The organism is Devosia sp., assembly GCF_035944845.1.
In the GTDB taxonomy this organism is placed as follows: Bacteria; Pseudomonadota; Alphaproteobacteria; order Rhizobiales; family Devosiaceae; genus Devosia_A.
In genome coordinates this window covers 19,012-38,480 of sequence record NZ_DASZAW010000070.1, presented here as the reverse complement: position 1 = coordinate 38,480, position 19,469 = coordinate 19,012, and the positions used below count along the sequence as shown (strand labels likewise).

General features: G+C 66.1%; 23 protein-coding genes and 1 riboswitch. Of the genes, 13 read left to right on the top strand and 10 right to left on the bottom strand.

All coding sequences use genetic code 11. The annotated features are described in order from the left end of the window. Nucleotides 1-85: 85 nt before the first annotated feature. From VGV07_RS13665 to VGV07_RS13650, 4 genes are all read left to right on the top strand, one after another. A complete protein-coding gene (locus VGV07_RS13665; RefSeq protein WP_326869262.1) occupies nucleotides 86-898 on the top strand; it encodes a heme ABC transporter permease in 813 nt (270 codons plus the stop codon). Continuing rightward, nucleotides 895-1,068, top strand: coding sequence for a heme exporter protein CcmD (locus VGV07_RS13660; protein WP_326869261.1), 174 nt, complete (start codon nucleotides 895-897; stop codon nucleotides 1,066-1,068). The genes VGV07_RS13665 and VGV07_RS13660 overlap by 4 nt, the downstream gene beginning before the upstream one ends. Beyond that, nucleotides 1,065-1,604, top strand: a complete 540-nt coding sequence (locus tag VGV07_RS13655; protein WP_326869260.1) for a DsbE family thiol:disulfide interchange protein — start codon at nucleotides 1,065-1,067, stop codon at nucleotides 1,602-1,604. The genes VGV07_RS13660 and VGV07_RS13655 overlap by 4 nt, the downstream gene beginning before the upstream one ends. A gap of 62 nt (nucleotides 1,605-1,666) precedes the next feature. Next, nucleotides 1,667-2,035: a hypothetical protein gene (locus VGV07_RS13650; protein ID WP_326869259.1), complete on the top strand. Its 369-nt coding sequence runs from the start codon at nucleotides 1,667-1,669 to the stop codon at nucleotides 2,033-2,035. A gap of 149 nt (nucleotides 2,036-2,184) precedes the next feature. On the opposite strand, the gene VGV07_RS13645 is transcribed toward VGV07_RS13650, so the two are convergent. The 5 genes from VGV07_RS13645 to VGV07_RS13625 all read right to left on the bottom strand — a co-directional run bounded on the left by VGV07_RS13645 (nucleotide 2,185) and on the right by VGV07_RS13625 (nucleotide 7,276). Continuing rightward, nucleotides 2,185-2,886: a septation protein A gene (locus VGV07_RS13645; protein WP_326869258.1), complete on the bottom strand. Its 702-nt coding sequence runs from the start codon at nucleotides 2,884-2,886 to the stop codon at nucleotides 2,185-2,187. Continuing rightward, complete coding sequence (ftsY, locus tag VGV07_RS13640; protein ID WP_326869257.1) at nucleotides 2,883-4,358, bottom strand: signal recognition particle-docking protein FtsY; 1,476 nt, start codon at nucleotides 4,356-4,358, stop codon at nucleotides 2,883-2,885. The genes VGV07_RS13645 and ftsY overlap by 4 nt, the downstream gene beginning before the upstream one ends. Further along, nucleotides 4,358-5,623 carry a tRNA (N(6)-L-threonylcarbamoyladenosine(37)-C(2))-methylthiotransferase MtaB gene (mtaB, locus tag VGV07_RS13635; protein ID WP_326869256.1) on the bottom strand — a complete coding sequence of 422 codons (1,266 nt, stop codon included), beginning with the start codon at nucleotides 5,621-5,623 and terminating at the stop codon, nucleotides 4,358-4,360. Before mtaB ends, ftsY begins: the two co-directional genes overlap by 1 nt. Then, nucleotides 5,623-6,513, bottom strand: coding sequence for a diaminopimelate epimerase (gene dapF, locus VGV07_RS13630; RefSeq protein WP_326869255.1), 891 nt, complete (start codon nucleotides 6,511-6,513; stop codon nucleotides 5,623-5,625). The genes mtaB and dapF overlap by 1 nt, the downstream gene beginning before the upstream one ends. A gap of 208 nt (nucleotides 6,514-6,721) precedes the next feature. Further along, entirely contained in the window at nucleotides 6,722-7,276 is a 555-nt protein-coding gene (locus VGV07_RS13625; protein ID WP_326869254.1) for a DUF2087 domain-containing protein, read from the bottom strand. 245 nt (nucleotides 7,277-7,521) lie between these two features. On the opposite strand from VGV07_RS13625, the gene VGV07_RS13620 reads away from it, so the two are divergent. The 5 genes from VGV07_RS13620 (at nucleotide 7,522) to trmD (ending at nucleotide 11,503) form a co-directional block, all read left to right on the top strand. Further along, nucleotides 7,522-8,007 carry a class I SAM-dependent methyltransferase gene (locus VGV07_RS13620; protein ID WP_326869253.1) on the top strand — a complete coding sequence of 162 codons (486 nt, stop codon included), beginning with the start codon at nucleotides 7,522-7,524 and terminating at the stop codon, nucleotides 8,005-8,007. A 236-nt stretch (nucleotides 8,008-8,243) separates the two neighbouring features. Then, entirely contained in the window at nucleotides 8,244-9,848 is a 1,605-nt protein-coding gene (gene ffh / locus VGV07_RS13615; RefSeq protein ID WP_326869252.1) for a signal recognition particle protein, read from the top strand. Nucleotides 9,849-9,890: 42 nt separating this feature from the next. Continuing rightward, nucleotides 9,891-10,283 carry a 30S ribosomal protein S16 gene (gene rpsP / locus VGV07_RS13610; protein WP_326869251.1) on the top strand — a complete coding sequence of 131 codons (393 nt, stop codon included), beginning with the start codon at nucleotides 9,891-9,893 and terminating at the stop codon, nucleotides 10,281-10,283. 3 nt (nucleotides 10,284-10,286) lie between these two features. Further along, nucleotides 10,287-10,826 (top strand): ribosome maturation factor RimM, encoded by a 540-nt coding sequence (gene rimM / locus VGV07_RS13605; RefSeq protein ID WP_326869250.1) that lies wholly within the window; start codon nucleotides 10,287-10,289, stop codon nucleotides 10,824-10,826. Then, nucleotides 10,823-11,503: a tRNA (guanosine(37)-N1)-methyltransferase TrmD gene (trmD, locus tag VGV07_RS13600; protein WP_326869249.1), complete on the top strand. Its 681-nt coding sequence runs from the start codon at nucleotides 10,823-10,825 to the stop codon at nucleotides 11,501-11,503. Before rimM ends, trmD begins: the two co-directional genes overlap by 4 nt. Here trmD and VGV07_RS13595 read toward each other — a convergent pair whose 3' ends face one another. The 5 genes from VGV07_RS13595 to VGV07_RS13575 form a co-directional block, all read right to left on the bottom strand. After that, nucleotides 11,504-12,100: an SCO family protein gene (locus VGV07_RS13595; protein WP_326869248.1), complete on the bottom strand. Its 597-nt coding sequence runs from the start codon at nucleotides 12,098-12,100 to the stop codon at nucleotides 11,504-11,506. Then, nucleotides 12,097-13,011 (bottom strand): copper uptake system-associated protein, encoded by a 915-nt coding sequence (locus VGV07_RS13590; protein ID WP_326869247.1) that lies wholly within the window; start codon nucleotides 13,009-13,011, stop codon nucleotides 12,097-12,099. Before VGV07_RS13590 ends, VGV07_RS13595 begins: the two co-directional genes overlap by 4 nt. Nucleotides 13,012-13,058: 47 nt before the next feature. Continuing rightward, nucleotides 13,059-14,651, bottom strand: a complete 1,593-nt coding sequence (locus VGV07_RS13585; protein ID WP_326869246.1) for a copper resistance CopC/CopD family protein — start codon at nucleotides 14,649-14,651, stop codon at nucleotides 13,059-13,061. Nucleotides 14,652-14,698: 47 nt separating this feature from the next. Beyond that, nucleotides 14,699-15,220: a YcnI family protein gene (locus VGV07_RS13580; RefSeq protein ID WP_326869245.1), complete on the bottom strand. Its 522-nt coding sequence runs from the start codon at nucleotides 15,218-15,220 to the stop codon at nucleotides 14,699-14,701. A 61-nt stretch (nucleotides 15,221-15,281) separates the two neighbouring features. Next, nucleotides 15,282-15,614: a hypothetical protein gene (locus tag VGV07_RS13575; protein ID WP_326869244.1), complete on the bottom strand. Its 333-nt coding sequence runs from the start codon at nucleotides 15,612-15,614 to the stop codon at nucleotides 15,282-15,284. 120 nt (nucleotides 15,615-15,734) lie between these two features. Continuing rightward, nucleotides 15,735-15,932: riboswitch (cobalamin riboswitch) on the top strand. Between the two features lie 59 nt (nucleotides 15,933-15,991). Here VGV07_RS13575 and VGV07_RS13570 point away from each other — a divergent pair. The 4 genes from VGV07_RS13570 to VGV07_RS13555 all read left to right on the top strand — a co-directional run bounded on the left by VGV07_RS13570 (nucleotide 15,992) and on the right by VGV07_RS13555 (nucleotide 19,258). Continuing rightward, entirely contained in the window at nucleotides 15,992-16,576 is a 585-nt protein-coding gene (locus tag VGV07_RS13570) for a HupE/UreJ family protein (RefSeq protein WP_326869243.1), read from the top strand. A gap of 280 nt (nucleotides 16,577-16,856) precedes the next feature. Then, on the top strand, nucleotides 16,857-17,402 hold the full coding sequence (gene rplS, locus VGV07_RS13565) for a 50S ribosomal protein L19 (RefSeq protein WP_326869242.1): 546 nt from the start codon (nucleotides 16,857-16,859) through the stop codon (nucleotides 17,400-17,402). A 156-nt stretch (nucleotides 17,403-17,558) separates the two neighbouring features. Then, on the top strand, nucleotides 17,559-18,173 hold the full coding sequence (locus VGV07_RS13560) for a hypothetical protein (protein ID WP_326869241.1): 615 nt from the start codon (nucleotides 17,559-17,561) through the stop codon (nucleotides 18,171-18,173). A gap of 278 nt (nucleotides 18,174-18,451) precedes the next feature. Continuing rightward, nucleotides 18,452-19,258: an MBL fold metallo-hydrolase gene (locus VGV07_RS13555; RefSeq protein WP_326869240.1), complete on the top strand. Its 807-nt coding sequence runs from the start codon at nucleotides 18,452-18,454 to the stop codon at nucleotides 19,256-19,258. The last annotated feature ends 211 nt before the right edge of the window (nucleotides 19,259-19,469 follow it).

Genomic DNA, 19,469 nt, shown 5'->3' with positions numbered 1-19,469 from the left:
ATTGCCTTGAGCCTCGTGGTGACGGCCTTCTCACCCTTCGCGGCTGCGCTTGCCTTGCGCGTGGCCGGGGAATAGAGCGAACGCCATGTCCGTCGATACCGTCAAACAACCCAACTGGTTCAGCCGCCTGGCGCATCCGGGCCAGTTCCTCGCCTGGTCGCGCTACCTCATCTGGCCGCTCGCCATCGCCACCTTCGTGAGCTTCGCCATCGGGCTGTGGTTCGCCTTCCTCAACTCGCCCGAGGACTACCAGATGGGCGACATGGTGCGCGTCATGTACGTACACGTGCCCAATGCCTGGCTGAGCCAGCTGGTCTATGGCGTGATGGCGGTGTCGGCGCTCGGCACCCTGGTCTGGCGGCACCCGCTGGCCGACGTTGCCAACAAGGCGGCGGCGCCGCTCGGGGCGGTGTTCACGGCACTGGCCCTCTATACCGGCGCGCTGTGGGGCCGGCCGACCTGGGGCACGTTCTGGGAGTGGGACGGGCGGATGACCTCTACGCTCGTCCTGCTGCTCATCTATCTCGGCATCATCGCGCTGTGGCGGGCCTTCGACGATCAGCTGAAGGCCGGCCGGATCATCGCCATCGTGACGCTGGTCGGGGCGCTCAACATCCCGGTGATCAAGTTCTCGGTGGACTGGTGGAACACGCTGCACCAGCCAGCGAGCGTGTTCACCGCGTCCGGGCCGAAGATGCCGGGCTCGATCCTGACCCCGCTGCTGGTGATGATGCTTGCCTTCACGCTGCTGTTCGCGCTGTTGCAGGTGGTGCGGATGCGGACCGAGATTTTGCGCCGTCGGGCCGCGACGCTGAGCCGCCAGGCCGCCCTGAGCGCCCCCTCCACCGGCTTCGCCGGTCCCCCGCCCCGCGGGGGAGGAATAGGAGCCGCCAAATGATCGGAGATGGCGCGCATATCGAATTCATCGCCTGGGCCTATATCGGGGTGGCGGTGCTGACCGTGGCGCTGGTCGCCTATGTGGTGTGGGATTCCCTCAGGGTGGACGCCCGGCTCAAGGCCCTCGACAAGGCGGGCATCCGCCGCCGCTCGGACGAGAGCAAGCGTTGAAGCGGATTCTGCTCGCGGTACTGCCGCTGCTGCTGTTGGTCGGGCTGGTCGCGGTGTTCGCGCTGAACATGGACCGCGACCCCAGCCTCGTGCGCTCGGTGCTGATCAACAAGCCGGCGCCGAGCTTTGCCTTGCCGGCGGTGGCCGGTACCGGGGTCGAGGGGTTCGATACCGCATCGCTTCAGGGCGAGGTGACGGTGGTGAACGTCTTCGCCAGCTGGTGCATTCCGTGCCGCGAGGAGCATCCGCTGCTCGAGCGGCTGAAGGCGGAGACCGGGGTGCGGATTTTCGGCATCAACCAGAAGGATGCGCCGGAAAACGCCGCGGCGTTCCTCGCCGAGCTTGGCAACCCGTACCAGCGGATCGGCGGCGATGCCGACAACCGGGTGTCGATCGACTGGGGCGTCTATGGCGTGCCGGAGACCTTCGTCGTCAATGCGGCGGGGATCATTACCTTCAAGCATGTCGGGCCGATCTCGCCCGAGTCGCTGGAAAAGGAAGTCATTCCGGCGATCAAGAAGGCGAGAGACGGCTGAGGTCGGGAACCTCCGCCGACCCACCTTCATTCTCCCTCAATCGGAAGATGAGGAGAGACATCATGCAAACCAGTCCCAGCCTGCGTTCTGTCGAAAAAGGCATGCGCGTGTTCGACCGCGAGAACCATGAGATCGGTAAGGTCGAGTGGGTGCAGTTCGGCGACGATGACCCGGATACCCCGGAAGTCGAGGCGACCGGACCCTCCGACCGGCAGGCCGACGATACGCTGGTCGACGTGATCGCGCGGGCCTTCACCGACGACAACGTGCCCGAGGAAGTGCGCGACCGCCTGGTGCACCAGGGGTTCGTCAGGATCGACGCCGACGGGCTGTTCGCCGCCGATCGCTACGTGATGCCCGAGCAGATCGACTCGGTGTCTGGCGAAGGCATGACGCTGAATGTCACCAAGGACGAACTGATCAAGCACTAGCTGAGAGGAAGGCCCCCTCACCCGGCCCTTCGGGCCGACCTCTCCCCCAAGGGAGAGGTGGCGGCGATGGCGAGATCGTGCCTCTGCACCACCTCTCCTCTGGGGGAGAGGTCGCCGCGTCAGCGGCGGGTGAGGGGGCCCCCACTAACTCAAGGAAGCGGGTCCATCGGGGGGATCACCTCTATGGGTTGCTTGGGGTCGGCCGCGTATTTGGTCAGCAGCGGCAATTGCAGCATCGAGAAGACGATGGTGATCGGCATCACTGCCCAGAGCTTGAAGCCAGCATAGAACTTGTCGGCGGCATCGGGGTCGGTGAAAAACAGGCTCGAGCCGCGCCATGCAACTTCGTTGAGCGCCGCCAACAGAAAGAAGAACAGCCCCCAGCGCATGGTCATCACCTGCCAGCCCTTGGGTTGCAGGTGGTAGACTTCGCCGAACACGTATTTCAGCAGCGACTGGCCGAACACCAGGCCGCCGAGCAAGGTGGCGCCGAACAGCGAATTGACGATCGTCGGCTTGATCTTGATGAACATCGAATCCTGCAGCAGCAGGGTCAGCGTGCCGAAGATCAGGACGACGATCAGCGTCACCAGCGGCATCACCGCGACGCGCTTGAACACCAGCCACGAAATCCCCAGCGAGATCACCATGGCGACCATGAAGGGGGCCGTGGCGAAGATGATCGGGCTCCTGAACATCGAGCGCAGCATGGGGCTGGCGTCGAGCCAGCTTTCGCCGAACGTGGTGCACAGAAAGAAGATCAGCAGCGGGCCGAGTTCGAGGCCGATGCGGATCAGTTGCGGACGCAGCTCCACCCAGTTCACATCGGCGTCTTTGGTCTCTTCAGTCATTCTGCGGTCCTTGCGATCGCGGCGGCGAAGTCGCGCGCAGCAAACGGCTCGAGATTGTCGACGCCCTCGCCGACACCGATGAAGTGCACCGGCAGGGCAAATTTGCGGGCGATGGCGACGAGTATGCCGCCGCGCGCCGTGCCATCGAGCTTGGTCATCACCAGCCCGGTAACGCCAGCACGTTTGCCGAAGATTTCGACCTGATTAAGGGCGTTCTGCCCGGTGGTGGCGTCGAGGGTGAGGAGCGTCGCATGCGGCGCGGACGGCTCGACCTTCTTGATGACGCGGATGATCTTTTCGAGTTCGCTCATCAGCTCGTCGCGGTTCTGCAGGCGCCCCGCCGTGTCGATGATCAGGATGTCGGCAGCCTCGGCCTTGGCCAGCTCGACCGCCTCATAGGCGAGGCCGGAGGCGTCGGAGCCGGCAGGCTTCGTGACCACCGGCGCGCCGGTGCGATCGCCCCAGACCTGCAATTGTTCAATCGCTGCAGCGCGAAAAGTGTCGCCGGCGGCGAGCATCACCTTCTTGCCCTCTGCCCGGTAGAGGCTCGCGAGCTTGCCGATGGTGGTGGTCTTGCCGGTGCCGTTCACCCCGACCATCAGGATGACATAGGGTTTTTGCGCCGCATCGATGACGAGCGGCTGGGCGACGGGATCGAGGACCTTGACGATCTCGGTGGCCAGCACATCGCGGACTTCGTCCGACGAGATGTCGCGGTCGAAGCGGTCGCGGCGCAGCGCCTCGGTGACGTCGGTCGCCATGTCGACGCCGAAATCGGACTGGATCAGGATGTCCTCGAGGTCATCGAGCATCGCCTGATCGAGCTTCTTCTTGGTGAAGACGGCGGCGATCGAGCCGGTGAGCTGGTCGGACGAGCGCTTCAGGCCGGAGGCGAGGCGCTGCAGCCAGCTCTGCTTCTTCGGCGGTGCTGCGGGAGCGACCGGCGTCGGCACGGGCTGCACCGGCGCGGGTTCCGGCGCCTGCTGCTCCTCCACCTCTTCGATGTAAGCCGGCGTTGCCTCGGGCGGGCCGGCCGGCGGCTCGGAGTCGTCGGGTGCCTCGGGCGTGACCTGCAGTCCGGCCTCGTGCATCGCCTCGACCAGCGCAAGTTCCTGGTCGGGCGGCAGAATTTCGGGAACGGCGTCGACGATGAACTCGTCGGCGAGGATTTCCTCGCTGCTGATCGGCGGCTCGTGCTCCGGCTCGACCAGAGGTTCGGGCCCTTCCGGAGGCTGCTCGGCCGGTGGCGGCGCATCGGGCGTCACCAGCATATCGGCGTCGTGCATCGCTTCTTCGAGGGCGATTTCCTGGTCGGGTGGCAGGACCAGCGGCGCGGCTTCGACGACCTCGTCGAGGACGATGTCGGCTTCCAGCTCCTCGGCCACGCTGGGCTCGGGGGCCGGCGCCGGGGCGGGCTTGTCGCCGCCACCGAACAGGCGCTGGAAGAAGCCTTTTTTCTTTTGTTCGGCCATCAGGCTGCGGACCTCAGTGCTTCGCCGACCAGGTTGCCGTCGGCGAAATGGGTAATACGGGCGGAGACGATTTCTCCAGGCAGGTGACCCGGCAGTGAACAGGTGACGAACTGTTCCTGCCGGCCGATGCCGTCCTTTTCGATCAGCACGTTCTCGACCATGCCGATGCGCGACAAAGCCAGCTTTTCGTACTGGGCCTCGCCGACGGCGCGCAGCCGGGCGGCGCGCGCTCTGGCGATGCGTCCATCGACCTGTGGCATGCGCGCGGCGGGGGTGCCGGGACGCGGGCTATAGGGGAAGACGTGGAGGTAGGTGAGCTCGGCTTCGGTGACGAAGCTCAGCGAGTTCTCGAACATCTCGTCGGTCTCGGTAGGGAAGCCGGCAATGATGTCGGCGCCGAAGACGATGTCGGGGCGGAGGGAGCGGAGCTTGGCCACGACCTCGAGCGCCTCGGAGCGCGAGTGGCGGCGCTTCATCCGCTTCAAAATCATGTCGTCGCCGGACTGCAGGCTCAGGTGCAGATGCGGCATCAGCCGGCGGTCCGACGCTATGGCGTCATAGAAAGCCGGGTCGGCCTCGATCGAGTCGATCGAGGAGATGCGCAGTCGTGGCAGGTCGGGCACATGGCGGAGGATCTGCTGGGTGAGTTTGCCGAGCGTCGGCGTGCCCGGCAGGTCGGGACCATAGGAGGTGATATCGACGCCGGTGAGCACGACCTCGCGGTAGCCGTTGCCGACCAGCTTCCTGATCTGCTCGACGACGAGCCCCATCGGCACCGAGCGCGAGGGGCCGCGGCCAAACGGGATGATGCAGAAGGTGCAGCGGTGGTCGCAGCCGTTCTGAACCTGGACGAAGGCGCGGGCCCGGCCATCCATGCCCTCGATCAGGTGCGCGGCGGTCTCGCGCACGCTCATGATGTCGTTGACCTGCACCTTGTCATTGAGCGGCAAGCCGAATGCTATGGGAGCATAGCTTTCCGCCTTCAGCTTGTCGGCGTTGCCGATGACCAGGTCGACCTCGGCCATGTCGCCGAAGGCACGGCCCTCGGTCTGCGCAGCGCAGCCGGTGACGATGATGCGGCGCTCGGGGTTGTCCCGCTTGGCCTTGCGGATGGCTTGCTTGGCCTGCCGGACCGCTTCGGACGTAACGGCACAGGTGTTGATGATGATGGTGTTGTCGAGCCCGGCCTTTTCGGCTTCCGCCTTCATCACTTCGCCTTCATAGGCGTTGAGGCGGCAGCCGAAGGTCAGCGTTTCGATCGACATCAGGCCGAGACCTGAGCCGTGGAATCCTGGTCGCGCTGCCAGGTGCCGGTGAAGGGTTCGAAGGTGCCGGAGAACTCGAATTCGGCCGGACCGGTGAGCAGCACATGGTCGTCGGCGCGCCACTCGATGACGAGATCGCCACCCGGCAGCGTCACCGTCGCCTTGCGGCCGGTGCGGTGCGTACGTGCGCCATTGACCAGCGCGGCGCAGGCAGCCGTGCCGCAGGCGCGGGTGAGGCCGGCGCCGCGTTCCCAGGTCCGAAGGATGATGTGATCGGGGGCGACGACCTGGGCGATCGAGATATTGGCGCGCTCTGGGAAGATCGGGTGGTTCTCGAGCAGCGGGCCGAAACGATCGAGGGCGTAGTTGCCGACATCGTCTTCGACCCAGAAGGTGGCGTGCGGATTGCCCATCGAGGCGACCGACGGGGTGTGGAGGATCGGCGCGTCGATCGGCCCGATCTGCAGCTCGATGCCTGTGGTGTCGTAGAATTCCTCGGCCAAGGGGATTTCTTCCCAGCCGAAGCGGGGCTTGCCCATGTCGACGGTGATCGAGCCATCAGTGTGCTCGTCACCGGTCAGGATGCCGGCGAGGGTCTCGAAGACGAAATGCTTCTCGCCCGTTTCGGCGCTCAGCGCCTGGACGACGCAGCGCATGCCGTTGCCGCAGGCCTGGGCCAGCGAGCCATCGGAGTTGATGATCTCGATGTAATGCGCGGTGCCCGGGGTGCGCGGATCATGGATGGCCATGATCTGATCGTAGCGGGTTGCCGGGTCGGCATTGAGGGCGACGGCGGCCGCCGGGGTGATGCGATCGGCACGGCCGCGCATGTCGGCGACGATGATCTCGTTGCCGAGCCCGTTCATCTTGAGGAATGGGGCGGTAGACATGGGCGTGACCTGCTGGGTCTCAGTTGAGGCTGTATATGGCGGAACTGGCGCGAAATTGCCAGTGGCGGGGGTGAGCCTGCCTTCACCGGCGTCATTCCCGCGAAAGCGGGAACCCAGTGGGATGCGTCCAGTGCTGGTGAGGAGGAGAGATCGCACTGGGTTCCCGCCTGCGCGGGAATGACGCCGGCGGTAGGAGGAGAAGCAGTGCTTACGCCACCGCTCTTGCCGCCCGTGCCGCCAGATGCGCCAGCAGCGGTTTCAGTTCCGGCGGCGGTACCTGCTCGATGCGGCGGTAGTCGCGACCATCGACGGTGCGATCGACCAGCTTGGCTTCGAACATGGCACGGCGGAGCAGTGCGTGGTCGCCGAACTCGTGCCAGTCACGGAGCAGTTCGCTGATCTCGCGCTCGGTGTAGCCGGTGTCGGGCGGCAGGCGTGACCACAGCACCCAGAGGCAGAGCAACTGCAGGTTGAAACGAGCCGGCCAACTCATCAGCACGCCGCCATCGTCGAAATAACGCGCCGCCTTCTCGACCTGGGTCAGGTCGGCCGGTGGTGTGGGCTCGGCGGCCGCGGCGAGGCGACCGGCGGTGCCGGCATCGGCGCGCAGGTGCTGGTAGTTGGCGAACCCCGCCGCCCTGGCGATGAGGTTCAACAGTTCGACATGGCTCGGCACGCCCTCGTGCTGGGTCAGCGCCTGGCGGAGCGTCTTGGCGAAGGGGGAAAGATCATCCACCCGAAGGGGGACAGCAGTTCTGGTCATTACAACTCATCCTCGTCGTGCCGAACTCCCGGAGGGAGGATCGCGATCGCCGGCTTGCGAGGCGGCACGGGGACAAGTGCGGCTCACGAAGACGAGGCAGGTTTAGCTCCCCGGATGGGGCGGCGACGCCTGGGTGAACTGCGGACCCGAGGTGAGATGTAGCGCCGCTGGGGAAAGCGGGCAACGGCCATGTTCAGGTCACGTTCGGCCAGGCTAGTTCTCGGTTGGATATGAGGGGGAGTCGCTTGGCCAAGATTGCGCTACGCCATCGCTGGGCCGTCGAGCTGCTGGCGCCGAAGCCGGGCGAGGCGGTGCTGGAGATCGGCTGCGGGCACGGCATCGCCACCGGGCTGGTGCTGGCGGCCGGCGCCGACGTGGTGGCGGTCGATCGCTCGGGCAAGATGGTGGCTGCGTGCATCAAGCGGAACGAAGGGGGCGGGCGTCTCACTGCCTTCGAAAGCGACTTCGAGACGCTCGACCTGGGCGCGCTCGATGCGGCGTTTGCCGTCAATGTCGATTTCCCGCGCCACAAGGATCTCGGCTGGGCAAGAAAGCTCGGTGACGTGATCAAGCCGGGCGGCCGGGTGGTGCTGGTGCTGGAAGCCCCGGCGATCCGGACAGCGGATCGCTTCGCGCTGGCCGCCGCGGCGGCGTTGGCGGGCGTCGGGTTTCGCGTCGACACCGAGCTACGGGAGACGGTGGTCGCGGTGCGGGCCGAGCGGGTTCCTTGACTCGGCCGCATTTCCTCTCTATCGAGCGCCACACTTCATCAGGTTCGAACGCCTGACTGCCGACCGGGACCCGCAAAGGTATAAAGAGATCCCGGAGGCGAACACCCGACAGCGCGATGCGCCCTCGGGTGGGTTTGGCGTTTGCGCGGATGGATCCATCTTCGGATGGAACAGCAGACCAAGACTACCTATCTCCGGGTCCGGGGCAGTGCTGCAGCGGAACCAAAGGAACCAAAATGTTCGAAAGCCTTAGCGACCGGCTTGGGAAAATCTTCGAGGGCCTCCGGGGCCGCGGCGCACTCAACGAGAGCGACGTGGATGCGGCGCTGCGCGAAGTGCGCCGGGCGCTGCTCGAGGCCGACGTTTCCCTCGAGGTGGTGAAGGCTTTTGTCGAGCAGGTGCGCGAGCGCGCCGTCGGCGCCGAAGTCACCCGCTCGGTGACGCCGGGCCAGCAGGTGGTCAAGATCGTCCATGACGAGCTGGTCAAGGTGCTCGGCGAAACGCAGGTGCCGATCGACTTCTCGACCACCCCGCCGATGACCATGCTGATGGTGGGCCTGCAGGGCGCCGGCAAGACCACGCTGTCGGCCAAGCTTGCCAAGCGGATGAAGGAACGTCAGGGCAAGAAGGTCCTGATGGCCTCGCTCGACGATCGCCGCCCGGCGGCGAAAGAGCAGCTGCGGGTGCTCGGCGAGCAGATCGGCGTCGATACGCTGCCGATCCAGGTCGACGAAAAGCCGGTCGATATCGCCAGGCGCGCCCAGCGCGAGGGCAAGCTCGGCGGCTATGACGTGCTGATCCTCGATACGGCGGGTCGCACCCATATCGACGAAGAGCTGATGGAGGAGACGGCAGCGGTGAAGGCCGCTACCGATCCGCACGAAATCCTCCTGGTTGCCGACTCGCTGACCGGCCAGGACGCGGTGAACCTCGCCCGCTCGTTCGACGCGCGCGTCGATATCACGGGAATCGTGCTCACCCGCGTCGATGGCGATGGCCGCGGCGGCGCAGCGCTGTCGATGCGTGCCGCGACCGGCAAGCCGATCAAGCTGATCGGTACCGGCGAAAAGATGGATGCGCTCGAGGATTTCCATCCGAGCCGCATCGCCGATCGCATCCTCGGCATGGGCGATATTGTCAGCCTCGTCGAGAAGGCGGCGCAGAACGTCACGGCCGAAGACGCGGCCAAGATGGCGAAGAAGCTCAAGAAGGGCACCTTCGACCTCGAGGACCTGCGCAACCAGTTGCTGCAGATGAAGAAGATGGGCGGCATGGGCTCGCTCATGAACATGATGCCCGGCATGAACCATATGAAGAAGGCGATGGCGGGCGCCAGTATCGACGAGAAGGTGTTCGACCGGCAGATCGCCGTCATCAACTCGATGACCAAGGCAGAGCGGGCGAACCCAGACCTGCTCAACGCCAAGCGGCGCATTCGCATCGCGGCGGGCTCGGGCACCAAGGTCGAAGACGTCAACAAGCTGATGAAACAGCACCGCCAGATGGCGGACATGATGAAGAAGGTCAGTAAGGGCGGCATGGGCTCGCTCGCCGGCATGTTCGGCGGCAAGATGGGCGGGATGATGCCGGGGCTCGGCAACATGCCCGACCCCTCCACCATGGACCCCAAGGAACTCGAGCAGCTGGCGCGGCGCATGGGCATCGACCCCGCCTCGATGCCGCAGCAGCCCGAGGCGCCGAAACAGCTCACCCAGAACAAGCTGCCGACCGATGTCGGCCAGCTGCTGAAATCCGGCCCGGGACTTCCCGGGCTTGGCGGCGCGCCGCGCTTCCCTGGCCTGCCCGGCCTCGGCGGCGGCTTCGTGCCGAAAAAGAAGTAACCAGAATATCCGCTAACGACTGATCATACGAAGGACTGAAGAATGTCGCTGAAACTCCGCCTTGCCCGCGCCGGCACCAAGAAGCGCCCCTACTACCACGTGGTCGTCGCCGACGCCCGTTCGCCGCGTGACGGCCGCTTCATCGAGAAGATCGGCAACTACGACCCAAAGCTCGCCGACAAGGACAAGCGCGTCACCCTGGTGACCGAGCGCGTCCAGCACTGGCTGAGCGTCGGCGCCCAGCCGACCGACCGCGTGGCGCGCTTCTTCGACGCCGCGGGCCTGCTGAAGCGCGAAGCGCGCAACAACCCCGAGAAGGCCCTGCCGGGCAAGAAGGCGACCGAGCGCGCCGAAGCCAAGGCCAAGGCGATCGCCGACAAGGCCGCTGCCGACGCCGCGCCGGCGCCGGCAGCCGAAGCAGCCGCGTCCGAGTAAGCCGTGGCGCGAGCGGGCGACAACAAGCTCCTCATGGGCCGCATCGGTGCGGCCCATGGGATCAAGGGCGAAGTGCGCATCCAGTCCTTTACCGAGGACCCGCTGGCGCTGGCTTCCTATGGCCCGCTCTCGACCAACAAGCCGGGCCTCACGATCAGGATCCTCGCGGCCCGCACCACCACCAATGTGCTGGTGGCGCGGCTCGAGGGGATCAACGACCGCAACGCGGCCGAAAAGCTGAATGGGGTCGAGCTCTATGTCGATCGCGCGCTGTTGCCCGATCCCGATGGTGACGACGATTTCTACCACGCCGACCTGATCGGGCTGAAAGCCCGGCTGGCCGATGGCTCGGAGATCGGCGAGGTGATGGCGGTGCCGAATTTTGGCGCCGGCGACCTGCTCGAGATCCGCGATCCCCGCTCGGGCGATACCTATCTCTATCCGTTCTCGAAGGCCGTGGTGCCGGAGGTGCGGATCGCCGACGGGTACCTTACGATCGATCCGCCGATCGAGGCGGAGCCGGGCGAAGAAGAACCCGATTGAGCTTTTCGGCTCACATCATCACACTGTTTCCGGAACTGTTTCCCGGGCCGCTCGGCGCCTCGGTGATCGGTCGCGGCATGGCGGATGGGCTGTGGCGCCTCGAGACCACGCAGCTGAGGGATTTCGCCACCGACCGGCACCGGACGGTGGACGATACCCCGTCGGGCGGTGGCGCCGGCATGGTGCTCAAACCCGACATTCTGGCGAAAGCCATCGATGCCGTCTCACCGGAGGGCGATCTGCGGCCGCGGCTGCTGATGTCGCCGCGTGGAAAGCCGCTGACGCAGGCGCGGGTGCATGAGCTCGCGGCAGGTCCGGGGGCGGTGATCGTCTGTGGCCGGTTCGAGGGGATCGACCAGCGGGTGATCGAGGCCCGCGAGCTCGAGGAAATCTCGATCGGCGACTATGTGCTGGCGGGCGGCGAAGTGGCGGCCATGGTGCTGCTCGAGGCGGTGGTGCGGTTGCTCCCCGGGGTGCTGGGCACGGCCGAGAGCCACGCCGACGAGAGCTTTGAGAACGGCCTGCTCGAATACCCGCAATATACCCGGCCGCAGCTGTTCGAGGGCCGCGAGATTCCTCCGGTGCTGACCTCGGGCGATCACGGCAAGGTGGAAAAGTGGCGGCGCGCCGAGAGCGAGAGGCTCACGCGGGCGCGCCGGCCCGACCTGTTGAAGTGATCAGGCGGATTTGCCGAGCAGTTTCCTGATCTTGGCGACGGCGGTCGCCGGGTCCTCCTGGTAGGCGATCGTGCCCTCGAAGCCGCCCTCGGCATTGACGAGAAACACCGAGGCAGAGTGGTTCATGGTGTAGTCGCCATTGGCACCGGGGACCTTCTCGTAAAAAGCCCGCCAGGCCTTGGCGATCTTGTCGATCTCGGTAGGTGTGCCGGTGATACCGGTGACGCGGCCGCCGAGAAACTCGACATAGCCATGCATCAGTTCGGGCGTGTCGCGTTCAGGATCGATGGAGACAAAGAATGCCCGCAGGTTTCCGGCATCGCTGCCCAACTGGTCGAACCACACCGCCATTTCGCTCAGCGTGGTCGGGCAAACATCGGGGCAGTGCGTGAAGCCGAAGAACAGCAGTGAGGGTTGGCCGACCAGCATGGTCTGATCGACCTTGCCGCCCCTGTCGTCCACGAGCGCGTACTCACCGCCGCCAATGCCATTGGCGACCGGCCCCGGCCGGGTGACGAACAGCACCACCGAGGCGATGATTGCGACGCCGACAAGTCCCCAAAGGGCGAGCCGGAGCCGGGCAGTGTAGGTGCTCATAGCAGGTTCTCGTCGACCATCATGACGCCGTCGAAGGTCGAGAACTTGGCGACGAGCGCGGGGTCGAGCGAAGCCTCTGCCGATGCCAGCCGGCTTGCGAGCTGTTGCGACACATCCTCGGGCACGCCGAGCCTGACGAGCTCGGCGGCATCCTTGAGGCCGTCACCGGCACACAGGTGGATGCCCCAGCCATTGGCAGTCCTGCGCAACAGGGCGCGCCCGCCGGTATCGCCCTGGGCCCAACCGCTCACGGCATAATCGCCGACAACCACGATCGCGCCCATGGCGAGCGGATTGTCGGGCTTGTCGAACATCTGCTTCTGCATCGCCGCGATGGCATCGATGTCCGACAGGCCGGTCTGCTGGCTGGCGGCATGGGAAGCGTGCGCGCCGTGACCAGAGGCGGGGCTATGCTCCGAGTGGTGCGTCGTCGGAGCATCGGCGCCGATACCGCCAACATCGAGCTGTACCTCGACGACGCCGGCCTTCTCGAAGGTGAGGGTCAACGGAACGTTGGTGCCTTCGACCAGCGCCTGCTTCAGCTGCATGAACATGATGTGGAGGCCACCGGGTGAGAGCGTGACGGTGGAGCCTGCCGGAACTTCGATGCCGTCGGGCAATTCCTTCATCTTCATCACGTCGCCCTCCATCTTCATCTCGTGGATCTGGGTGACGCCGGCGACGGGCGAGGCCGCGCTGAGCAGGCGATCAGCCTGGCTGCCCTTGTTGGTGATGGTGAGATAGCCACCGCCGACCGGTGCATTTGGCAATGTCGCGCGGGTGAAGCCACCGCCGATGACGAGGTCTCCCACGGTGACCTCGGCAGCCACGGCGATAGATGCGTGGGTCGCCGCGGCGAGGCCGCTGCCCAGCAGGGCAAGCGCCACGAAGGCGGAACGGAATGTCTTCATTGCAAGTCCTCTCAAATCGGCCGGAGACCGGCGCAGTGGTTAAGCAGTCATGGGGCCAGCTCGATTTCGCCGGTGAGCTTCAGCAGCGTGAAGTCGTCGATCCGGAGGTCGAGTTCGATGGTCCAGGCGCCTCCGGCCGGCAGTGTCAGCGGCACGCGCCAGAAGCCGTCGGGGTCGTGGGTGGCGGGGCGAACGAGGCGCTCGACGCCCAGCCCGGGATTGGAGAGCGCGACACGCAGCGCCTGCGGCTCGAGCGGGCCGAACTCGGCGTCGGAGAGCCAGATGCTCAGCGTCGAGGCGCCGGCCCGGCCGGGGGTGATGGCGATGTCGGCCATCGCGGCGTCGGTATGGATATGGGTGCGTGCCGGCTGGGCCGCGAGCTCGGCGATGACCCGCGGCGGTGGTGTGAAGCGCCAGCCGGCGACGACGCCGAACACCAGCAGCACCAGCAGCAGTTCGATGCCGATGCTGCGGCGCAGCCGGCGGCGCGCGTGAGCAACGCCGGCCAGCGTCGGCCGGGTGAGCGCTGCGCGGTTCCACAGTGCGAGCCCGAACAGCGGTAGCAACAGCGCCAGTTTGATGGCGAGCAGCGCGACATAGGGTGATTGCCAGGCCGGGCCGGGCGGGCCCAGCTGCAGCAGCGCAAGCACGAGCCCGCTAAGAATAACAGGGATGATGGCCCACGGGATCAACCGCGAGAAGCGTTGCAGCGCGGTGAGCGCCGCTGCATCGCCGGTGCGCAGCAGCCAGCCGAGCGGCAGCAGTGCTCCGATCCAGAACAACAGGCCGGTGCTATGGGCGAAAACGGCGGGCTTGCTCAGCCAGGTCGGCGGGGCAGTGCCGGCATGGCCGCTGAGCATCGGCGCCAGCGCTGCGGCGATCGCGGCAAGCAGGGCGAGCGCCAGGCCGGATCGCCCCGCGCCGGTCAGCCGCGATAGCATCGCCGCAAGGAAGGCGATGAGCGCCGCGGCAACCGTTGCGGCGTAGCTGGTGGAGAGCGCCGCGGCCCAGGGTGCCGGCGAGGCCAGGCGGAGAAAGCCGGCATCGAGCGCGTCGAGCCCCTGCAGGCCAAGCGCCAGCGGCGCCAGCAGCAGTCCGGCGATAGAGAGGCGCCACGCCAGGCGGTCGAGCGCCGGGGGCAGTGAGGCGACGAGTTGGCCGAACAGCACCATGCCGACGCCGAGGAACAGCAACGCATAGAGCGCGGCACGGGCGAACCAGATGGCACCGGCCAGCAGCGGATCGTTGCCGCCGGCGAGGGTCGGGCGAGCACCGACCTCACCGATGGAGAAGGCCAGGGCGCCGGCAACCGGATGGCCATCGGCCGAGGTAACGCGCCAGCTGACCAGATGCGTGCCGCGCGCCAGATCCGGCGGCAGCGGCAGCTTGATGCCGAGGTTCTCCGAGACAGCGCCGCTGAGCTCGCGGCGTTCCCCATCGGAGGAAACCAGGGTGAAGAGCAGCGGCGACACCGGCTCGGTGAAGGTGAGGGTGAGCGTCGTGGGAGCCGACGGCAGCACACTGCCGTCGGCCGGATCGGCGGCGACGAGGCCGGCATGCGCCAGCGCTGCCGACAGCATCAGCAGGCTGGCGACGAGAGCCGCCAGCAACAGGATGGCAAGCGACTGAAGCGTGCGCATGATCGGGCCGGTGGCGGTGGGGCGCCGGGATGGCGCCCCCGCGCCGATCAGTGCCCCGCCTCGATGAGCTTCAGGCCGGGGGCCGGCTGCTCCGGTTCGGGCTGGCCCTCGGCCGGGATTTCGATCCAGGCCTCCTCGCCGCTGGCGCAGGTCTGGATCACCGGGAAGTAGAGGGTGGTGCCGGCGGTGAGCGTGCCGGCAAGGCTGCCGCGGAAGACGAACTCGTCGTAGAACTCGTCGGGCAGGTTGCCGCCGGACCAGGTGATCTCGGTGACGCCCTCGGTCACCTTGCTGCCGTGCAGCTCATAAGCCTGCTGGTACGGGCCCTTGACAGTGCTGAGTTCCCAGCCGGCCTTGGGCATCGGCTTGACGCTGACAACGCCCTCGGGAACGCGGACGCGGACCGCCGTCGTGGCCTGGCCGTCGCAGCCATGCGGCACCCGCAGCACCGCCTTGTAGGTAGAGCCCACCGGGGCCTCGCCGGTTTCGAGCGTGACATGGGCGAAAGCGGGGGTGATGGACAGCAGCAGAGCGCCGGCCGCGGCCGCGCGAACGAAAGAACGGATCATCTTGATCTCCAGAAGCGTCGATGTGGTCAAACCTGCCGGGCGAGCCGGCAGCAGAATGGACTCAGATCAGAGCTGGAGGGGCCCGTGGCCGGGCCGAGACGTATGTCGAGTTGACCGCGATGACGGCGGCCGGACGGAAGTAGCTGACCGCGCACGGCGCCACGGTGACCTTGATCGCCACGGCGGGCGGGGGCGGCAGGTCGATGCTGCCGACGCGGCAAGCGTGGCACGGCGCATGGGTCTTGCCGTCGCCATCCGGCAGATCACCGCAATAGCTGGCGGCGACGCTGACGGTGAAGACGGCGCCCGATTGCGCAGCGGCGACCGGGGCATGCGCGAATGACAGGAAGAGCAGCGCGAGCACGACCAGTGCACGCGCGGTATCCGATCCCATCTGGCGCAAATGGTGCAGCAAAGGCCTGAGCCCCCCAACTGCGCTGCGTGTAGCGCAACTCCAGGGAACTCGTCACGTGGCAAATGTGACGCAGTTCGATTGATCTCGCGGATGAGACCTGACAGAGATAGGTCCGACGGTGCGCGCGCTTCTTCGGAACGCTGCGTGAAACGGGAAGCCGGTAGCCCTCGGGCGATGCCGGCGCCGCCCCCGCGACTGTATCGGGTCCAACTCTCCTCAGCGCGCCACTGGTTTGCGACTGGGAAGGCGAGGAGAGATGCCCGGAGCCAGGAGACCGGCCGTCCGGTGGTGACCCAAACCGGGACCATCGAACCCTGAAACGCTACGGGACGGTGGGTCCCGAGATGGAGATAGTTATGCGCGCGCTTCTGGCCGTTTTGCTCATCGCCGTTCCGACGGCGGCCTTTGCCCATACCGGGCACGGCGACACCTCGGGATTCCTGCATGGCTTCATGCATCCGGTCGGCGGGATCGACCACATCCTCGCCATGGTGGCCGTGGGCGTGTTCGCCTATGTGCTGGGTGGCCGGGCGCTGTGGCTGGTGCCGCTGAGCTTCGTCGCGATGATGGCTGTCGGCTTTCTCCTGGGCGTCGGGCAGGTCGAGGTGCCGTTCGTCGAACTGGGGATTGCGCTCTCGAGCGTCGTCATCGGTGGCGCCGCGGCGCTGGGCCGGCCGATGCCGGTGGTCGCCGCTTCGGCGCTGGTCGGGGTATTCGCGATCTTCCACGGCCATGCGCATGGCGCCGAAATGCCGGTAGATGCCTCGGGCTTCGAGTATGCGGCGGGCTTCATCGTCGCGACGGCGCTGCTGCATGTGGCAGGCATTGCCGCGGCGATGGGTGTCGCCAAGCTCGTCGGCAAGTATGGCAAGACGGTTGCGCAGGTGGCGGGCGGCGTGTTCGCGCTGGGCGGCATCGGCGTCCTGGCCGGCTGGCTCTAGGCCTCTCGCGGCATTGGTGAAAACTGGTCATCCCCGCGAAAGCGGGGATCTCCGTTTCCGGGGCCGCCATCCGCAAACCGAGGTTCCGCTTTCGCGGGGACTGACCCGGTGGCCTATGCGATGTCGAGCAAACCCTAGACTCCTCGGCATTCTTCCTCTATAGCCCCGCTCGCCTGAGCTTCGGCTCGGCCAATAATGCATAAAAATCCGTGCAACCAAGACCGGGCGGTCGGCGAAAGCCGGCGAAACGCTCCTTTGAAAAAGACGAACGGAACATCAGATGTCCAAGATCATCGAACAGCTCAATCAGGAGCAGCACGACAAGCTGCTCGCCAAAGGCGCCCATCCGGAATTTACCCATGGCGATACCGTCAAGGTGTGGGTGAAGATCCGTGAAGGCGACAAGGAACGCCTGCAGGCCTATGAGGGCGTGGTTATTGCCCGCTCCGGCACCGGCATCATGGAAAGCTTCACCGTGCGCAAGATTTCGTACGGCGAAGGCGTGGAACGCGTGTTCCCCGTGCTCTCCCCCAATATCGACCGCGTCGAAGTGATCAAGCGCGGCAAGGTCCGCCGCGCCAAGCTCTATTACCTGCGCGACCGTCGCGGCAAGTCTGCCCGTATTTTCGAGAACCAGGGCGCCCGTACCAAGAAGATCGAGGCCGGCGAGCGCGAAGCCGCCATCGAAGCCAAGAACGCCCGCGAGGCCGAGAAGATCGCCGCCGCCGAGGCTCTGGCCAAGGAACTTGCCCAGAAGGACGCCGAGGAAGCCGCTGCTGCTGCGGCGGCCGAGGCTGCCGCCGCGACCGAGACGAAAGCCGAGTAAATCGGTTGACGATGCTCGTCGTGCCACAGTTTGGGCACGAGCCCGACTAGAGTTCAGCCCGGCTCACGAGCCGGGCTTTTGATTCCGGGGTCGGGATACCCCGTACTCCGGTCTTTATGCACGCGAGATCGCAGGTCTCGCTATGGGGAAATGGGAATGGACGCAGCTCTTCCGGACGCAGAAGAGAGGCGGCACCTCGCTGCGGAACTGAGGGCGGAAGCCCGTACGGTGCTGGTCGAGACGGGCCTCCTCGAACTGCTCAACGCCCGCTTCGGCGAGGCGGTGGTGACCGGCAGCGCCGGCTACGACCTGATGGTGTGGCGCGATATCGACATCCATATGCCGTGCGAGGCCGAGCGCTGGGCCGAATGGGCCGGGCTCGCTGCCGACATTGCCATCCAGTTCGACCGCGCCGGGCTGCAGTTGCACAAGGCAAGCTTTCTCAATGACTATGTCGAGCCGCACCCGCTCGGCGCCGGGCTCTACTGGGGCATCGAGTTCAAGGATTATGCCGGCAACCCGTGGAAATGCGACATCTGGGGCTGGGAGCCGTTCGATTTCGCGGTGCGTCAGGCGCGGGATGCCAACCTGAGGGCAGATTTGTCGGCGTGTGACCGGGATCTGATCCTGAGGCTCAAGCACGAGGCCCGCGAGCGACCGGGCTATTATGGCGTGATGGTCGGCAGCTTCGACATCTACCAGTTCGCACTGGCCGGGGCGGGCGAGACGCTCGATGAGTTGGAGCAGTGGAAGGGGCTGGTGGCGCAGTAGCGCCAGGCTTGATGTCTCCCTCCCTTGTGGGGAGGGCAGCGAAGCTTGTGAGCGAGGCGAACTAGCGTCGCTGGGTGGGGGTGAGCCCCATGCTCTGAGCTCGCGGCCAACCCCTACCCAGCTGCGCAACGGACCGGCTAACGCCAGTCCTGCTCCGCTACCCTCCCCACAAGGGGGAGGGAGAGATGACTGCAGCCTTGGGGCGTCCCGCCGGGTTCCAATTCTCCGCTCGTTCGATAAAAAGATGTCGGCAGCACCACAACGACCGGAGAGTCTCGATGCAATCCTTCATCTGCGTCACCTGTGGCGTGGGCCATGCGCCGTCCGAGGCGCCGCCCGAGCGCTGCGTCATCTGTGATGACGAGCGGCAATATGTGACCGCCGCCGGGCAGCGCTGGACGACGCTGGCGGAGCTTCAACAGAAGCATACGATCGAGTTCAAGGAGCAGGAGCCGGGGCTGGTGGGGATCGGGGCGACGCCGTCGATCGCCATCGGGCAGCGCATGCTGCTGATCCGGCAGCCGGGAGGCGGGATCCTGTGGGATTGCACGCCGCTGGTAACCGACGAGGCGGTAGCACGGATCAAGGAACTGGGTGGGGTGCGGGCAATGGCGATCTCGCATCCGCATTTCTATTCCTCGATGGTGGACTGGTCGGAGGCGCTGGGCGGGGTGCCGATCCATATCCACGAGGCCAACCGGCAATATGTGATGCGGCCGTCGGAGCGCGTGAGCTACTGGCAGGGCGAGACGCTGGAGCTGGGGCAAGGGGTGACGCTGGTGCGTTGCGGCGGGCATTTCATCGGCTCCACCGCGCTGCACTGGACTGGCGAGGATGGCAAGGGCGTACTGATGACCGGCGACACCATCATGGTGGTGCCGGACACCCGATGGGTCAGCTTCATGTATTCCTATCCCAACCTGATCCCGCTGCCGGCGCGCGAAGTGAACCGCATCGTCGGCACGGTAGAGCCGTTTGCCTATGATCGGATCTATGCCGGGTGGTGGGATCGGGTGATGACGCGGGATGCCAAGGCGCGCGTGCGGGCTTCGGCGGATCGCTATGTGAAGGCGATCGCGGGGTAGTTTCCACCGGAGCGTCCAAACACTCGATGTCATCCCAGCGAAAGCTGGGACCCAACTCGCCGCTTGCTCAGCCTGATGGATGGGTCCCAGCTTTCGCTGGGATGACACCGAGGTTGGGGGAAGCGATGAGGGTGTTCATCAGCGCCGCGTGCCCATCCGTCAGCATCGCTGACTTAAGATATATCTTGAGAGCTATCTTGAAGCCTCAAGG

Coding starts and splice junctions, on each gene's coding strand:
- VGV07_RS13555 (WP_326869240.1), top strand. CDS start 18,452: ATGCAATCCTTCATCTGCGTCACCTGTGGCGTGGGCCATGCGCCGTCC.
- VGV07_RS13560 (WP_326869241.1), top strand. CDS start 17,559: ATGGACGCAGCTCTTCCGGACGCAGAAGAGAGGCGGCACCTCGCTGCG.
- VGV07_RS13595 (WP_326869248.1), bottom strand. CDS start 12,100: ATGAGCACCTACACTGCCCGGCTCCGGCTCGCCCTTTGGGGACTTGTC.
- VGV07_RS13660 (WP_326869261.1), top strand. CDS start 895: ATGATCGGAGATGGCGCGCATATCGAATTCATCGCCTGGGCCTATATC.
- VGV07_RS13580 (WP_326869245.1), bottom strand. CDS start 15,220: ATGATCCGTTCTTTCGTTCGCGCGGCCGCGGCCGGCGCTCTGCTGCTG.
- VGV07_RS13625 (WP_326869254.1), bottom strand. CDS start 7,276: ATGACCAGAACTGCTGTCCCCCTTCGGGTGGATGATCTTTCCCCCTTC.
- mtaB (WP_326869256.1), bottom strand. CDS start 5,623: ATGTCGATCGAAACGCTGACCTTCGGCTGCCGCCTCAACGCCTATGAA.
- ftsY (WP_326869257.1), bottom strand. CDS start 4,358: ATGGCCGAACAAAAGAAAAAAGGCTTCTTCCAGCGCCTGTTCGGTGGC.
- rpsP (WP_326869251.1), top strand. CDS start 9,891: ATGTCGCTGAAACTCCGCCTTGCCCGCGCCGGCACCAAGAAGCGCCCC.
- VGV07_RS13665 (WP_326869262.1), top strand. CDS start 86: ATGTCCGTCGATACCGTCAAACAACCCAACTGGTTCAGCCGCCTGGCG.
- VGV07_RS13575 (WP_326869244.1), bottom strand. CDS start 15,614: ATGGGATCGGATACCGCGCGTGCACTGGTCGTGCTCGCGCTGCTCTTC.
- ffh (WP_326869252.1), top strand. CDS start 8,244: ATGTTCGAAAGCCTTAGCGACCGGCTTGGGAAAATCTTCGAGGGCCTC.
- VGV07_RS13650 (WP_326869259.1), top strand. CDS start 1,667: ATGCAAACCAGTCCCAGCCTGCGTTCTGTCGAAAAAGGCATGCGCGTG.
- VGV07_RS13590 (WP_326869247.1), bottom strand. CDS start 13,011: ATGAAGACATTCCGTTCCGCCTTCGTGGCGCTTGCCCTGCTGGGCAGC.
- dapF (WP_326869255.1), bottom strand. CDS start 6,513: ATGTCTACCGCCCCATTCCTCAAGATGAACGGGCTCGGCAACGAGATC.
- VGV07_RS13585 (WP_326869246.1), bottom strand. CDS start 14,651: ATGCGCACGCTTCAGTCGCTTGCCATCCTGTTGCTGGCGGCTCTCGTC.
- rplS (WP_326869242.1), top strand. CDS start 16,857: ATGTCCAAGATCATCGAACAGCTCAATCAGGAGCAGCACGACAAGCTG.
- VGV07_RS13645 (WP_326869258.1), bottom strand. CDS start 2,886: ATGACTGAAGAGACCAAAGACGCCGATGTGAACTGGGTGGAGCTGCGT.
- VGV07_RS13570 (WP_326869243.1), top strand. CDS start 15,992: ATGCGCGCGCTTCTGGCCGTTTTGCTCATCGCCGTTCCGACGGCGGCC.